12 protein-coding genes are annotated in these 15513 nt (G+C 62.8%); 11 read left to right on the forward strand and 1 reads right to left on the reverse strand.

Translation table 11 applies throughout. The features are described 5' to 3' along the window. Positions 1-155 precede the first annotated feature (155 nt). From V1293_RS21795 to V1293_RS21805, 3 genes are all read left to right on the forward strand, one after another. Positions 156-2429, forward strand: a complete 2274-nt coding sequence (locus tag V1293_RS21795; RefSeq protein ID WP_334512101.1) for a marine proteobacterial sortase target protein — start codon at positions 156-158, stop codon at positions 2427-2429. 196 nt (positions 2430-2625) lie between these two features. Beyond that, positions 2626-3204, forward strand: coding sequence for a class GN sortase (locus tag V1293_RS21800; protein WP_334512102.1), 579 nt, complete (start codon positions 2626-2628; stop codon positions 3202-3204). Positions 3205-3365: 161 nt separating this feature from the next. Then, a complete protein-coding gene (locus tag V1293_RS21805; RefSeq protein ID WP_334512103.1) occupies positions 3366-5585 on the forward strand; it encodes an acetate--CoA ligase family protein in 2220 nt (739 codons plus the stop codon). A gap of 166 nt (positions 5586-5751) precedes the next feature. Here V1293_RS21805 and V1293_RS21810 read toward each other — a convergent pair whose 3' ends face one another. After that, positions 5752-6513 (reverse strand): S1 family peptidase, encoded by a 762-nt coding sequence (locus V1293_RS21810; protein ID WP_334512104.1) that lies wholly within the window; start codon positions 6511-6513, stop codon positions 5752-5754. A gap of 355 nt (positions 6514-6868) precedes the next feature. Between V1293_RS21810 and V1293_RS21815 the strand changes: the two genes are divergently transcribed. The 8 genes from V1293_RS21815 (at position 6869) to V1293_RS21850 (ending at position 15510) form a co-directional block, all read left to right on the forward strand. Then, positions 6869-7543, forward strand: coding sequence for a response regulator transcription factor (locus V1293_RS21815; protein ID WP_334512105.1), 675 nt, complete (start codon positions 6869-6871; stop codon positions 7541-7543). Positions 7544-8182: 639 nt separating this feature from the next. Then, on the forward strand, positions 8183-10588 hold the full coding sequence (locus tag V1293_RS21820) for a S8 family serine peptidase (RefSeq protein WP_334512107.1): 2406 nt from the start codon (positions 8183-8185) through the stop codon (positions 10586-10588). 165 nt (positions 10589-10753) lie between these two features. After that, entirely contained in the window at positions 10754-10945 is a 192-nt protein-coding gene (locus V1293_RS21825) for a hypothetical protein (protein ID WP_334512108.1), read from the forward strand. Positions 10946-10998: 53 nt separating this feature from the next. Further along, positions 10999-11166, forward strand: coding sequence for a hypothetical protein (locus V1293_RS21830; protein ID WP_334512109.1), 168 nt, complete (start codon positions 10999-11001; stop codon positions 11164-11166). Positions 11167-11591: 425 nt separating this feature from the next. Next, on the forward strand, positions 11592-12281 hold the full coding sequence (locus tag V1293_RS21835) for a methyltransferase family protein (protein WP_334512110.1): 690 nt from the start codon (positions 11592-11594) through the stop codon (positions 12279-12281). Positions 12282-12434: 153 nt separating this feature from the next. Beyond that, positions 12435-13070: an HAD-IA family hydrolase gene (locus tag V1293_RS21840; RefSeq protein ID WP_334512112.1), complete on the forward strand. Its 636-nt coding sequence runs from the start codon at positions 12435-12437 to the stop codon at positions 13068-13070. A gap of 108 nt (positions 13071-13178) precedes the next feature. Next, positions 13179-14126 (forward strand): AAA family ATPase, encoded by a 948-nt coding sequence (locus tag V1293_RS21845; protein ID WP_334512116.1) that lies wholly within the window; start codon positions 13179-13181, stop codon positions 14124-14126. Between the two features lie 7 nt (positions 14127-14133). Further along, the gene (locus tag V1293_RS21850) at positions 14134-15510 is read left to right on the forward strand and encodes a vWA domain-containing protein (protein WP_334512118.1); all 1377 of its coding nucleotides are present in this window, start codon (positions 14134-14136) and stop codon (positions 15508-15510) included. Positions 15511-15513 lie beyond the last annotated feature (3 nt).

Genomic DNA, 15513 nt, shown 5'->3' on the forward strand with positions numbered 1-15513 from the left:
GACGCACAATCCATCACAAACCCGCACAAAGCAGCCTCAGCGGTGGCGTGCCGCGCCGGCCGGCGGCTGAACAAGGCCGATCATTCCGCTCGCGCCAAATCTCCGAATTCCGCACGCTTTCATGCGGCGAAAATCGCCTCTCGGGAGTGAGCGACATGACGACATGCGACGAAATTGAGGCCGACAAACCCAGCGAACAGCCCAACCTGATCAGGCTGGTGCTGTTCTTTGTGATGCAGGGCGTAGCCGTAATCCTGTTCGGGTTTGCGGCATTATTTTTGAGCTTCGAGCCGGTCTGGTCGGCGGAGCGTGTTCAGGCAGCCTTGGTCAAGCCCGGCGAGGCGCGCTCCGGCTCGCTGCTGCTCAAGACGGACGATGGCTACGCCGATGCCTCGCGCCTCGGTATCGATGTCGATCTCACGGTATCGGGCCCGACGGTGCGCGCCCGCGTCACGCAGATTTTCCGCAACCCGACGCAAGACTGGGTCGAGGCCGTCTACGTCTATCCGCTGCCCTCGGGCGGTGCGGTCGATACGCTGAAGATGGTGATCGGCGATCGCGTCGTGGTCGGCGACATCAAGGAACGGCAACAGGCAAAAATCATCTACGACCAGGCGAAGCAGAACGGGCAGAAGGCGGCGCTGACCGAACAGGAACGGCCGAACATCTTCACCAATTCGGCCGCCAATATCGGCCCCGGTGAAACCGTGCTGGTGCAGATCGAATATCAGGAACCGGTCCAGCAATCCGGCAACGAGTTCTCGCTGCGGGTGCCGATGGTGGTCGCCCCGCGCTACAATCCCGCACCCGTCGTGCAGAGCGTCGACTTCCGGCCCGATGGCGGCGGCTGGGGTTCGGCCAAATCCGATCCCGTGCCGGATCGCGACCGCATCTCGCCCGAAGTGCTCGACCCAGCGACGAACGCGCCGGTCAATCCAACCCGCATCACCGTGCGGCTGCAGGCGGGCTTCCCCCTCGGTGAAGTCAAGAGCCACCACCACGCAATCAAGACCGAAAAGCCCGACGCCAACACCAGCATTCTGCGCCTTGCCGAAGGTCCGGTGCCGGCCGACCGCGATTTCGAGCTGACCTGGAAGCCGGCGGCCGAGAAGGCGCCGTCGGTTGGATTATTCCGCGAGCGCGTCGGCGACAGCGATTACCTGCTCGCCTTCGTAACGCCACCTTCGGTCGAGCAGGTGCAGCAGAAGCCATTGCCGCGCGAGGTCATCTTCGTGATCGACAATTCCGGCTCGATGGGCGGCGTCTCGATCATCCAGGCCAAGGCGAGCCTCACTTATGCGCTCGGACGCCTGCAGCCCGGCGACCGTTTCAACGTGATCCGGTTCGATCACACCATGGATGTGCTGTTTCCGGCGGCCGTGCCGGCCGACAGGGAGCATATCGGCCGGGCCACCTCCTTTGTCGACGCGCTGCAGGCCAATGGCGGCACCGAAATGGTGCCGGCGATGCGCGCCGCGCTGTCCGACAATGCCGGCGATGCCAGCTACGTCCGGCAGGTCGTGTTCCTGACCGACGGCGCCATCGGCAACGAACAGCAATTGTTCGAAACCATCAATGCGCTGCGTGGCCGCTCGCGCATCTTCATGGTCGGCATCGGTTCGGCGCCGAACACCTATCTGATGACGCGCGCTGCCGAACTCGGCCGCGGCACCTTCACCCATATCGGCTCGGTGGAACAGGTCGAGGAGCGCATGCGCGGGCTGTTCTCCAAACTGGAGAATCCCGCGGTGACCAATCTCACCGCCAAATTTTCCGACGCCACGGCCGATATCACGCCGGTCGCGATCCCCGACGTCTATCGCGACGAGCCGCTGATTCTCGCGGCAAAGCTCGACAAGCTCGCGGGCTCGGTCGAGATCAAGGGCCGCATCGGCGACCGTCCCTGGGTCGTCACCCTTCCGCTGGCGAACGCCGCTGAAGGCAAGGGCCTTTCCAAACTCTGGGCGCGGCGCAAGATCGCAGATGCCGAAGTCGCGCGCACCACGCGGCAGGCGAGCCCGGAAGACGCCGACAAGGCCATTCTGGCGCTGGCGATCGAGCATCAACTCGTCACGCGGCTGACCAGCCTGGTCGCGGTCGACAAGACACCGAGCCGTCCGGAAGGCGCGCAGCTCAAGATCTCGGAACTCCCGATCAACCTGCCGGCGGGTTGGGATTTTGAAAAAGTGTTCGGCGAGCGCCCACGCGCTCCAGTGACGCCGACGGAACGGCGCGCGGATATCGAGCAGGCGCGGGTTCAGATCGCGGCACTGAAACGGGCGCAGCCTGTCGTCACCCAGGCGCCCAGCACGGTCACACTGCCGAGGACGGCCACAGACGCCGAACTGAAGATGATTGCGGGTGTGATCCTGCTCACGGTCAGCCTGATCCTGTTCGTGTTCACTCGACGTCAGATGTCACTGCGTTGACGTCGGCTGAAAAGAGGAGACCTCCCCGACCTCCTCTTTCCAGAGCGCGCGCGGCTCCACCCGTCCCCCAAGGCCGCGCGCGCCGCTTTTTTTCCTGCGAGCACCGTCATTGCGAGCGAAGCGAAGCAATCCATCCTACCGCGAAAACAAGGAATGGATTGCTTCGCTTCGCTCGCAATGACGGGAGAGCCAACATATGCCCCGCTTCATCCTCCCGCTCTTACTCGCCCTCATCGGCCTGATCCTGTTCGGCCAGGGGGCCTACATCCACGCCAAGGCGCTGGTTGCACAGGTGCTGCTGGAGCGGGCCTTTCAGAAAACCATCGCCACCGGACACGAGACAAAGCCGTGGTCATGGGCAGATACATGGCCGGTCGCCCGCATCGAAGTGAAGCGGATCCATGCCCGCGCCATCGCACTCGCCGGCACCAGCGGCCAGGCACTCGCCTTCGGCCCGGGCCACGTCGAACGGACGCCCGATGCTGGCGAGCGCGGCGTCGCCGTCTATTCGGCGCATCGCGACACGCATTTCGCCTTCCTGAAAAACGTCGTCGCCGGCGACGAGATCAACGTGACGCGAAGCGATGGCAAGCAATTCCATTACCGGGTGGATGCCACCTCGGTCGTGCGCTTCGATGCTTCCGGCATCGATCCGTTCGCAGACGGACATCAACTGGTGCTGTCGACCTGCTGGCCGTTCGACGCGCTGACGCAGGGGCCCGAGCGCTATCTCGTTCACGCCACCATGATTGGCCCCGGACCCCATCCGCACTGAATTCTCCGCGAGCCGGGAAATCGTGCGCGGCGCGAATGGCGCTGCGCGCGCAACGCGTGTTGCCACCCCCGCCAAGTCTCAATAGAAGGGTATCAATCACAAAAACCCATGGTGGTGATTGCTTTCGTCACGCCACTGGAGACTACGGAGTAGAGGCGTCCATGGATCAGGTCAGCACCGCATCGCATCAAGCCGCAAAATGGTCGCCCTCGCCTGAAGCCAGCGACATCGTCAAAAGCATCCATGCGATGCTGCACCCGCGCAACATCGTGCTGGTCGGCGCTACCGACAAGCCCGGCAACTATGCCGAGCGCATCTGGAACAATCTGATCAAGTACAAGTACGAAGGCGGGCTGTTTCCGGTCAACGCCAAGCGCGAAACGATCTGGGGCGTGCCCTGCTACAAGGATTTCGCCAGCCTGCCGGAAAAGCCCGACCATGTGCTGGTGCTGGTGCCGGCGCGTTTCGCGGTGCAGGTGATCCGTGACGCCGCAGCGACCGGCGCGCGCTCCGCCACCATCGTCACCTCTGGCTTCAGCGAGTTACAGGACGAGGAAAGCCAGCGGCTGGCGCTCGAACTGAAGGAAGCGGTGCGCGAGACCGGCCTTGCCGTCACCGGCCCGAACTGCCTCGGCAATCTGAGCGCAGGCGAAAAGCTGTTCACCAATATCGACGACCGTATCGTCACCATGGAAGCAGGTCCGGTGGCGATTGCCGGGCAATCCGGCGCGATCGTGATGGCGATCCGCCAGACGCTGGAAGATCGCGGCGTCGGTGTCGGCTACATGGTCACGACCGGCAATGAGACCGGCCTCGAGACGCCGGACCTGATGGCCTATTTCGCCGCCGATCCCTCGATCCGCGTCATCGTGGTCTATCTCGAAGGCGTCCGGAATACGAAGGTGTTTCGCGAGGCATGCAAGGCTGCACGCGCCGCCGGCAAGCCGGTCATCGCGCTGAAACTCGGCGCCTCCGAGGGCGGCCGCGCCGCCGCGATGGCGCATACCGGCGCGCTCGCTGGCTCCATCGAAACGTTCGACGCGATCTCGACGCGCGAAGGCGTCATACGCGTCCGCGGGCTCGACGAGTTGATCGAGACCACCGAATGCTTCGTGCATGCCGATCCGCCGAAAGGTAATCATCTCGCGGCGGTGTCGCTGTCGGGTGGAAAGCGTGGCCTCTTGATCGACGCGTTCTATTCGGCCGGGCTGAATTTCGCGCCGCTGAGCCCGAATGCGACGGCGCAACTGGCAGAAATGCTCGGCCCCGGCAGCATCGTCGGCAATCCGCTCGACGCCGGCTTCGCCGCGGTGGTTGATCCGTCCGTCTACATGAACTCGATCAAGATCATGATCGACGATCCCGATACCGACATCGTCATCATCGACGCCGAACTGCCGAAGGCGCCGCATGAACTGCGCGAACGCAATCTTCGGATCGTCAACGAGATGGCCGGCGCCGCAAGCAAGCCCGTCGTCTACATCAGTGCGATGTCGATCGGGTTCACCGAGTTCACCAAGGCCTTGCGCAAATCGCTGCCGAACATCGCGGTCATGCAGGGCCTCGACCGCGCGGTCGGCGCGATCAAATCGCTGATTGAATATTCGTCATTGCGCAAGGAAGTGCCGGATATCAAATCGAGTTCGAAGGCTTCGGCGCGCGCGATGTTGGAGAAGGCGCTCAAGAACGCCAACGGCGCCGCGGCGCTCGACGAGGTCGCCTCGAAGAAGTTGCTCAAGGCGTACGGCATTCCGGTTTCAAAGGAAGAGATCGCGCAGACGGCCGCCGAGGCGGTGAAAATCGCCAAGAAGATCGGTTTTCCCGTCGTGGCCAAAGTGGTCAGCGCCGACATCCTGCACAAGTCAGACATCGGCGGCGTGGTGCTGAACCTCAACAGCGCCGCCGAAGTGAAAAAGGCGTTCAACGACATCACCGCGCGGGTCAAGAAGATCAAGAGCAGGCCGAAGCTCGAAGGCATCCTGATCGCGCAGCAGGTCAAGGCCGACCTCGAACTCGTGGTAGGCGCGTCGCTCGACGCCGAGATGGGACCGGTGGTGCTGTTCGGCACCGGCGGCGTCGATATCGAACTGATGAAGGATGTCGCGCTCGCCGGCGCCCCGCTGGACGAGGCGGAGGCAAAGCAATTGATCGCCAAGACCAAGGCCGGCGTGAAGATGAAGGGCTATCGCGGCAAGCCGGCGCTGCACGAGGCTTCCGCCTTGAAGGCGCTGGTCGGCCTCTCCAACCTGATGGCCGACGCCGGCAACCGCATCGCCTCGATCGACGTGAACCCATTTTTGATCAACAGCAAGGTCGGCGTCGCCGCCGACGGCCTGATCGTGCTGAACAACGAAGCAGCGAACAAGGCGGCGAAGCATTAGCGGGTTGGGTCAGTGGTCATTGTCGTCCCTGCCTAGTGCGCAATTGCGCACGGGCGCAGGGACCCATAACCACCGATGCCAGTTGTTACGAAGACAACTAACACCATCGCCCTGCCGATGGGCCGCGGCGTATGGGTCCCTGCGTTCGCAGGGACGACGGAAGTAATTACAACCCCGCACCCCACTTCTGCGCCGTCTGCACGACCCAATCCCGGTGGAGCGTCAGCGGCGTGACACCAGTCATGCTGCCGCAACCAGCCGAGCCGTTCGGCCCGGTCGACCAGCTCACCACGCCGACGATGACGGGGCCGCTTTCCTTGTCTTCGAACACCGGCCCGCCGGAATCACCGGTGCAGGCGCCGAGCCCGTCTCGCGTGCCTTGGCTGACAGGATCGACCAGCCGGATCTGCAGCGTGCCGGGCTTCCCCGTCGCGACCAGGCCGGCGACGCGGATGGTGCCGCCGCTTTTGCCGTCGCCGCGCACGGTCACGCCGATGCCCGCGATGCTAAAACGGCTGCCGACGTTGATCGGGATATCGGGCGATCCGAGCGCGGCCGGCGTCTTGCCCTTGGGCGGCGCCGCCAATAGCAGCAACGCGACATCCGCCGTCGCGCGATGTCCCGACATCGCCTGCATGTTGAAGCCGGGATGAATGGCGACCGCCTTGACGTCCTGCAAAGACGGCTGCCGGTCCGCGCCATATTCGACGATCTTGTAGTCCGCGCCGGGCTGCACGCAGTGCGCCGCGCTCAGCACCAGTTTCGGCGCGATCAACGCGCCGGTGCAAAAATTACCGCGCGAGCCGACGATGGTAACGATCGCACGGGCCACGCCGTCCGCCGACGGCGCACCGCCGCCGACGATGGCGTACGCGGGAACGGATAGCAGCAAAGCAAGGCTGGCAATCATCCGAAGCAGGATTCGCATCGGCGCAGCAACCGCCTGGATCACAAATTTGAGAGGTCGGAATCTTCCGCGATCATTCCAACGAACGTCCTGGAATTGCTCTCGCAACGCAAATCCCCTCCGCAAGCGTGGCTTTATGTAGTTTCGATCGCACAATCACAGGACATCGGCAATATGTCTCGCCTTACCTCCATCAACGCGGCAGACGGCTAGTCTTGAACACATGCGACGCGACTTGCGACGATGCGGATTTTAGTCGCGCCACAAATTTCGTTGTGTCGAACCGCAACCTTAAGTATAGCTATGTTTATTTTGTTTGTTGGCGTCGTGGGCCGAACTGGTGTTCTACGCGCCATGTTCGCGGTGTAAAGCTGTCATGAAGCTCGTAGTCGTCACGCCTATTAGGCTGTTCGGCGAGGGTCTTGCCTCCTGCTTCTCGCACTGCGCGGACATCTCCTTACAAGCGACCGTCTGCGATCTGATTTGCCTGCGACAATGCCTTCAGACCAGGGAGGTAGATATTGTCCTGATCGACGTCACGCAGGGCATTGATCTTGATGAGGTTCGCTCGATTGCGTCCGAACGTACCGACATTGCCTTGGTCGCGCTCGGTCTCCGCGAAGAACGGGGAGATGTGGTCCGCTGCGGTCGAGCGGGGTTCCGCGGTTATGTGGACAGAAATGCTTCGATCGAGGGACTCTGCCAGGCCCTTTCTGACGTTTCCTCGGGGCGACTGGCGTGCAGCGCCGAGATATCTGGCGGATTGTTGCGCGCGCTGTTTGGCATCGAACGCACCGCCCATTCGATGGAACTCGGCGAAGCGCTAACCCGCCGCGAGGGAGAGGTCCTCCAATTGATCGGACAAGGCCTGTCGAACAAGGAGATTGCACGCCATCTGCGCTTGAGCCTCGCGACGGTAAAGCACCACGTTCACCACATTCTTCAGAAGCTCAAGCTGCCGCGCCGCGCCCAGGCGATGCGCCGCGTGCGCGAGACGCCGTGGATTGCATCGTCTGCGCCGTCGTTGGTCCGGCATCAGGATTTCGACTAGCCGGTTCCACAATCGACCTCATGCACGAGAACTGGACAAACAGGCTCGTCCCGGCATCAGGCGATGGTCGGACTTTCTCAACCGAATGGTCGATATCACGGCGAGAGCTCCGTCATGCCGCCGACGGGCGTCGGCGCATGTCACCATTCGCACCGCGGGCATACAATCAATCTTTGATGACATTGAGATTTTTCGTCTCAGGACGCAGGTCGCGCTCGTCCGCACCGCAGACGAAACGCAGCAACACCCGATCGTCGAGATCGATTCCCCGCTACACCCTTCGATCCATACCGTGACGCCAACCGATGGATCTTCGGGTTTAGCCGGCAAGTGATCGTCGTCATCGATCCTTTTTGACCCGACGGGAAGAATGGAATCAAGTGTCGGCTTCTGGGATAAATGCCGCAACGCGCGAACCTGTCGATCACTTTGGGTCTGTTCGCGGTGTGAGCGGTTTGCAGTTTTTCGATTGCTGAGACTGCCCTCGCAGTTCCGATACGGACTTGGCCTCTCGGCGCCTCCTTGAAAGGCGGCGGTGCCGGACTCAAAGATCGGTTGAATTCACGCCAGTTACACGAATTTTCGTCGGAAGGCCGACCGGCCGCAGCGAAGCTGCGCCGGCACCGCGGGGATGCGAGTATGAATCCAGTAACGGATATCTCCGGCCTTTCCGCACTGTGGCAGCAGGCCTCGGGCGGTGACCCGGAAATCAGGATTGCGGTCATCGACGGGCCCGTCGATCTCAACCACTCCGCGCTGCGGCAGGCGCGTGTCACCGCCGGTGAGCAATTTGTTGCCGCCTCCTCCGTCGTCATGTCCGAACATGGGACGCATATCACGAGTGTGATTGCGGGCGCGCCGGCGAGCGGCGTATGCGGCATCGCCCCGAACTGCGCGACGACGGTCTTTTCCATCTACCGGGAAAATGCTGGCGGCGAACTGGAGCCGTCGTCCCAGGCCACACTCGCGATGGCGATCAATCAGGCCCTGGCCGAGGGTGCAGACGTCATCAACATCAGCAGCGGCCAGCAGACTCCGACCGGACAGGCCGACCGTATCCTCAGCGATGCGGTTCGAGCCTGCGCGAGTGCCGGCAAACTCATCGTGGCTGCCGCCGGCAATGACGGCTGCCGATGCGTTCAGGTACCCGGCAGTCTGGCGTCCGTGCTTGCCGTCGGTGCTTGCGACCTGGCAGGTAATCCGCTGCCGTTCAGCAATTTCGGTGACCCGTATCTCGACAACGGCATTTTGGCCCCGGGTGAGAATGTTCTCGGCGCATCGCCGATCCGGCAGGTCGCGGAGCGGTCCGGGACCAGCTTTGCAGCGCCGATCGTAACCGGGATTGTCGCTCTCTTGCTTTCCTGTCTCCGCAAAGCCGGACGCGATGCCAGTCCTCAAGCGGTCCGTGCCGCACTTCTGGCCAGCGCGGCACCTTGCAGTGCCGGAAGCGCCGGCAGCCCTCGCTGTCTCGCCGGGCTGCTCGATGTTTCCGGTGCCGTCGCAGCGTTGCTTGGCGAGAAACACAACCGGATTACCGGCGCGTCGCCGTCGAGCGTCGCCGCCGGAAGGACCCGCCGCCTCGGTGAGGTCTCGGAAATCGCACGCTCCTCCGTTCAACCACAATCCGCCGCTCCATCAACTGCAACCAGAGAGGGTTCCATGGGAGAAATAGCAGCCGCCTCCACGTCTTCCACACCGCGTATTCTTGGCCCCGACGGCTCAGTGGTCAGGAGCGGTGCCGGGCTCATGCCCAGCGAAGTCCAATCCAGCCCGCCGGCAGCGGCTACGCCGCCGTCCGCGGAATACGGCGCCGGCGCACCGTCCGTGCCGGCTGCCGCGCCGCAGTTCTACGCGCCGTCGGCAGGCAACGACGTTGTCTGGGTACCGATGGCGATGTCGGGCGGAGCCGCCTCGCACGGATGGGCGCCGGCACAGATGCCCGCAATGACGCCAAGTTCGGTTCCGCTACCCGCGATGCTGCCTTCCGCGCCTGCGCGCTATGAGTTCACACCATCCGCTCAGACAAGCGAGACCGGTTGCGGCTGCGGCGGCGTACGCCCGTCGGAAGCTCCGGGGACCAGTCGGGGGCAAATGGCGTTCCCGATCGGAAGAATTTTTTACGATTTCGGCAAGGAAGCGCGCCTCGACTACTTCGTTCAGGCGATCGCCAATTGGCGCGACAGCCTCACCGGACGAGGCGATCCGATCTTCGGACCGGATCGAGACCGGTCGGGAGACACCGCAGCTCCCTACAATCCGGCAATCATGGCTCGCTACCTCCTGAATCAAGCCGAAGGCGAAATGAGCACGCCGGCCGGTCAGGGCAGCAATTTCCCGGATGCAGACGCCATAAACTGGACGCTGACCATCGATTCGATACCGATCTATGCCATCAAGCCGCTCGACGTCTTTGGTTTGGGTTTCTTCGCAGCACTGATCCTGGCGCTATGGCATCAGGAAGTGTCGCATGAGGATCCGGCCCACTACCGAATGGGCGCACCGGACGCCGCGGCGGCTCCCCCCATTCCACGCGACGCGTTCCCGCCTCGCGGCGGTGTTGCTCGCGTTTCGATGGCCGGATGGGTCGACAGCACGAATACGACAAAGCTGCTCAACGGCACCATCGTTCCCACGCTCGTCACCGACTGGCGAGGATTCTACCAATGGGATCTGTACTCATTGTTTGGCCCGGAAGCGGATGAGTGGCCTGCCGGCGCCGAGGGATTCCTGGAACGCATCTACAACGAATTCCGGAACGTCGGCATTTCCCCGCAGGATCGCGCGCTCAATTACTCGGCGATGAACGCGTACAATACCAAGAAGATCTTCACGGACGTCGCAACCAAAGAGATGCGTCTGGACACCGTCGAAGTCGACCGGAGCGTCATCTGCCGTCCCGATTCCGACTGCTGGGACGTCACGTATCGGTTCTTCAATCCGACGGCGGTTCTGACCCAGGCCCGTGAAGTCTATCAGTACACGATCGATGTGAGTGACGTCGTGCCGGTGGCAGTCGGGCCGCTGCGGCAATGGCAGATCTATTGAGGCGATTGCTCCTCCCGGTTCGGAGGAGAGCAGAACGTGGCGCGCAACTGCGCCACGTGGTCCAGGGACCAGCAGATCTCTGGGCGACGTCCGTCGATGGTTGTTCTGGCTGGCGCTGACTTCCGGCAGCAACCGTCAACTCAACCCTAGAACAAGGAGCTGAATATGTACGCGAGGAATGATCTGGAGACCTTCAGCACCGTGCGCAGCCCGATCCAGTGTGAGGGCATCGAGCGCGGTCCGAAGAGAATTGCTGAAGTGGCCAACAGCGGATCGGTCAACCCGCAAGGCTGGCAGGACATCGTCGGCGCAGCGGCCCAGGCGTTGCCCGGCGTTCTGGGCGCGTTTGGTATCTGATCGACACTCGGGGCCCGACTCGGTCGGGCCCCACCCTGCATCGGGAGGTCAACATGGCGCAAGAGTCGACTGCCGAAAACTCTCCGCAGCACAACGGCAACAAGGTCGTCCAGCCGGCGGGGAAGATCGTCGTTTCATCAGTCGTTACCCATCAATCGCTGATCGACGCGATCAAGAAGAGAAATCCCATCATCGCGAGCCGCACCGAAGCGGAACGCTGATACGTCATCATCCCAATCAAGGAGCTTCATCCAATGGCAACACCTCCCCGGAAAACTGGTGGCGGCAAAGCCGGCGGTCCACCGCCAGCCGCCCCTCGCCCGCAAGCGGCCGGTCGACCGCAAGCCGCCGAGCCCCCGCAAGCTGCCGATCGACCGGTCAAGCTGCAAGCTGCGGACGCATCGCGTCCGGAGATTGCAACTTATACCGCCCCGACGTCGTCATCCTACGTGGTCCCTCCGCAGGGTCCCGGTGCTCCGACCCAGCTTCGGCATGATGGCGCGCCGCCGTCGGAAGAGCGGCTCAATACGGCGATGAAGGCGCTGCTTGATCCAGCGGCGCGAACAAGTTCCAGCCGGGTGTATTCGGGACAAGCCCGCAACTGGCACCGTTGAGCGACGCGCGAAACGCTAGCTGCGGATGACAAATGAGTACCGGCAGAAATCCTTCCCACCTCAGCCCCCTGATGCGCGCGATGTCCTCACTCGCCGGCATCGGGGCGCTGCTGTTTATGACGGCGGGCACGGTGCAATGGTTGGGTGCATGGGTTTTCCTTTTCGAGATCAGCATTGGCGGCCTCGTCACCGAATCGTGGCTGGCAAGGCATGATCCCGAACTTCTGGCCGAACGCCGTTCGACGCGCGGTCAGGTAGGCTGGGACAGGATACTGACGACGATCATTTCGCTGCTTTGGCTCGGCTGGCTTCCCCTGATGGCGCTCGATGCCGCACGGTTTCGATGGTCGTCGGTTCCTGGCTGGCTACAATGCATCGGTGCAATAGTCCTCGCCGCGTCGTTTTTCCTCGTTTATCTCGCCTATCGGGAGAACAGCTACGCCGCACCCGGTGTGAAGATCCAGCGCCAACGAGGACACACGGCAATCACGACGGGCCCCTACGAATATGTCCGGCATCCGATCTACGCGAGCGGGCTGCTTTCCTATCTCGGCACGCCGCTGTTACTGGGGTCCTGGTATGGCCTTGCCATCGTGCCGGTCATGGCAGCCCTGCTTGCTTTTCGTACCGTCATGGAGGAGCGGATGCTCAAGGCCGAGCTTGACGGCTATCTCGAATATTCTGCCCGTGTCCGCTACCGCCTCCTGCCCATGGTCTGGTAGGCCGACCCAATCTCTCGCAAATGACGGCGCCGAAGAGCTCCTCGGTGGCTTGCCGCGATCCTGAGAATGCCAATAATGGGAACGTGCGTTCTCCCTGTTACCGGCAATGCGTCCGGGTACTGAGGCGAAGCCGTCACTTCGCATAGGCAGGGTATGATGATCGAGGCAGTGATCTGGGATTTCGGCGGCGTGCTGACGACCTCGCCGTTCGAGGCTTTTGCGCGGTATGAGACCGAGCGCGGGCTGCCCGCCGATATCATCCGGCGCACCAACGCGGCCAATCACCTGGAAAACGCCTGGGCCAAGTTCGAACGCGCCGAAGTCGATATCGAAGCCTTCGACGAGTTGTTCGCGGCCGAGTCGCTGGCGCTGGGCGCGGCGGTTCGTGGCAAGGACGTGCTGCCGCTGCTGTCGGGCGATCTGCGGCCCGAGATGGTCGAGGCGCTCAAGCGCGTGAAGGCGCGGTTCAAGACCGGCTGCATCACCAATAATCTTCCCGCCAACGCCATCGGCAGCCATAGTGGCCGCATGCTCTACGTCGCGGAGGTCATGGCGCTGTTCGACCATGTCATCGAGTCGGCGAAAATCGGCCTGCGAAAACCCGACCCGCGCATTTACCGCATGATGATCGAGACGCTGCAGGTCGATCCCAAAAACTGCGTCTATCTCGACGACCTCGGCGTTAATCTGAAACCGGCGCGCGAGATGGGGATGACCACAATCAAGGTGGTCAGTGCAGCGCAGGCGATTGCCGAACTCGAGGCAGCGACCGGGCTGGCATTGCGCTAGGTGGAAAATGGCGGAATTTGCCGCCTCCCATGACGAAACGGCGCTTGTCCTTTACGCGGAACGCAGGCAGAACATTCCGAAATCTATCGAATTTCGGAGTTGAAACCCGTGGCTGAAAACCGGCCGTCGGCCTCGATCGAGGCAGTGGAAAGCGGTCTTGCGGCGCAAGGCTATATTGCGAGCCGCCAAATCGCGACCGCGGTCTATCTGGCGCAGCAGATCGAAAAACCCATCCTGGTCGAAGGCCCCGCCGGCGTTGGCAAGACCGAGCTTGCCAAGGCGATCGCCGCCTGGCGCGGCATGAAGATGATCCGCCTGCAGTGCTATGAAGGGCTCGACGAGGCCAAGGCGCTGTACGAGTGGAAATACGCCAAGCAGCTTCTGTATACGCAGATCCTCAAGGACAAGCTCGGCGAGGTCCTCGGCGGTGCGCCGACGCTCGAAGCGGCGCTCAACCAGCTTCATGATTTCGGCGACGTGTTCTTCTCCAAGGAATTCGTCGAGCCGCGGCCGCTCTTGCAGGCACTGGAACAACCGGCCGGCTGCGTGCTGCTGATCGACGAAATCGACAAGTCGGACGCGGAGTTCGAGTCGCTATTGCTGGAAATCCTCAGTGATTTCCAGGTGACCATTCCGGAACTCGGCACCGTTGTCGCGGTCGCGCCGCCGACCGTGATCCTGACATCGAACAGCGAGCGTGATCTCGGCGACGCGCTGAAGCGGCGCTGCCTGCATTTGCATATCGGCTTCCCCGAACAGAGACTGGAAGAGCGGATCGTCGAGAGCCGCGTGCCCGGCATTTCGCAGACGCTGCGCAAGCAGATGGTGAGCTTCATTCATGAAGTCCGCACCCTCGACCTGAAGAAACTGCCGTCGGTCAGCGAGACCATCGACTGGGCGCGCGTGCTGGTGCTGCTGCAGGCTCCCGAACTCGGCCATGAAGTGGTCAAGGATACGCTGAACGTCCTCCTGAAATACGAGGCGGATATCGAGGCCGCGTCGCCTCAGGTATCCACCTTCATCGCCAAGGCCACGCGTCAAAACGTCTTCGGATAGACAAGGGATGAGAGAGAACCTGCATCGCTTCTTTCGTGCGGCGCGGGGCGCGGGGGTAAAGCTCTCGCCGGCCGAAAGCATCGACGCGATGCGGGCCGTCTCCAAGGTCGGCTTCACCGACCGCACCATCCTGCGCGACACCTTCCTGCTCACGCTCGCCAAGACACAGGACGAGAAGAAGGCGCTCGGCGATTGCTTTGACCTGTTCTTCGATCAGCCCGAGCCGCAGTCACCACCCAAGGACGGCAAGGCCGACGAGCAGGATCCGTCCGGATCCAACGCTGCATCCGATTCGCCCGGCGATTCAAGCGGCGGCGACGAGCAGGCCGAGGGGCTTGGCCAGCTCGCCCAGATGCTGCTGGCGCAGGACCGTAGCCAGATTTCGGCGGCCATCGCCAATGCGGCGAGTGCAGCCTCACTATCCGACATCCGCTATTTTACGCAGCGCGGCATCTTCTCCGGCCGCATCCTCGACCAGATGGGCATCCAGCGCCTGCGCGACGATCTCGGCAATCTGGCCGCGACCAACCCGGCAGTGGCGGAACGGCTGACCAACGCGCTGGACGGGCTGCGCGGCACGGTTCGCGATACGGTCTCGCAGGCGCTCACGCTGTACGGACGCGAGGAAGCGGAAAACCTGCGCAACGAGATTTTGCGCAATGCGCCACTGTCGCGGATCGAGCCGCGGCAGGTCGAGCAGATGCGGCATCTGATCCGGCAGATCGCGCGCCGGCTGCGCGAGCGCTACTCCAAGCCGCGCAAACGACAGCGCCGCGGCCATCTCGACGTTCGCCGCACCATTCGCCGCAATGCCGCCTGGGGCGGCGTGCCGTTCCTGACAGCGTGGAAACGACGGCATCGCGACAAGCCGAAGATCGTAGCGCTCTGCGACGTCTCCGGCTCGGTGGCGCGGGTCTCCGATTTCTTCCTGCTGCTGATCCACAGCCTGCACGAGGTCGTGGACGACGTCCGCTCGTTTGCGTTCTCCGGACATCTGATCGAGGTCAGCGACATCCTGGAATCGAAATCGCCGGAGGAGGCGATGGCCGAGATCATGTCCAAGGTCGGCTTCGGCTCGTCCGACTACGGCAACTCCTTCGACGATTTCGAGCACGGCTGGATGAGCGCGATCACGCCGCAAACCACCGTGATCGTGCTCGGCGATGCCCGCAGCAACGACCTCGATCCCCGTGCCGACATTCTTCGCCGCATCGCCGAGCGGTCGAAGCGGCTGGTCTGGCTCAATCCGGAGGGCCGCATGGCCTGGGGCTGGGGCGATTCCGAGATGCCGCGTTACTCCACCTTCTGCACCGTGGTCCGCCAATGCGCCACCGCAAAGCAGCTCGAACGCGCGGTGTCGGATATCGTGGCGAGCTATCAGTAAACG

This window comes from Bradyrhizobium sp. AZCC 1693 (genome assembly GCF_036924745.1).
Taxonomy (GTDB): Bacteria; Pseudomonadota; Alphaproteobacteria; order Rhizobiales; family Xanthobacteraceae; genus Bradyrhizobium.

What these genes read in the sequence shown, in the direction of transcription:
- V1293_RS21820 (WP_334512107.1), top strand. Translation starts at nt 8,183, where the DNA reads ATGAATCCAGTAACGGATATCTCCGGCCTTTCCGCACTGTGGCAGCAG.
- V1293_RS21800 (WP_334512102.1), top strand. Translation starts at nt 2,626, where the DNA reads ATGCCCCGCTTCATCCTCCCGCTCTTACTCGCCCTCATCGGCCTGATC.
- V1293_RS21795 (WP_334512101.1), top strand. Translation starts at nt 156, where the DNA reads ATGACGACATGCGACGAAATTGAGGCCGACAAACCCAGCGAACAGCCC.
- V1293_RS21815 (WP_334512105.1), top strand. Translation starts at nt 6,869, where the DNA reads ATGAAGCTCGTAGTCGTCACGCCTATTAGGCTGTTCGGCGAGGGTCTT.
- V1293_RS21850 (WP_334512118.1), top strand. Translation starts at nt 14,134, where the DNA reads ATGAGAGAGAACCTGCATCGCTTCTTTCGTGCGGCGCGGGGCGCGGGG.
- V1293_RS21840 (WP_334512112.1), top strand. Translation starts at nt 12,435, where the DNA reads ATGATGATCGAGGCAGTGATCTGGGATTTCGGCGGCGTGCTGACGACC.
- V1293_RS21810 (WP_334512104.1), bottom strand. Translation starts at nt 6,513, where the DNA reads ATGCGAATCCTGCTTCGGATGATTGCCAGCCTTGCTTTGCTGCTATCC.
- V1293_RS21825 (WP_334512108.1), top strand. Translation starts at nt 10,754, where the DNA reads ATGTACGCGAGGAATGATCTGGAGACCTTCAGCACCGTGCGCAGCCCG.
- V1293_RS21805 (WP_334512103.1), top strand. Translation starts at nt 3,366, where the DNA reads ATGGATCAGGTCAGCACCGCATCGCATCAAGCCGCAAAATGGTCGCCC.
- V1293_RS21830 (WP_334512109.1), top strand. Translation starts at nt 10,999, where the DNA reads ATGGCGCAAGAGTCGACTGCCGAAAACTCTCCGCAGCACAACGGCAAC.
- V1293_RS21835 (WP_334512110.1), top strand. Translation starts at nt 11,592, where the DNA reads ATGAGTACCGGCAGAAATCCTTCCCACCTCAGCCCCCTGATGCGCGCG.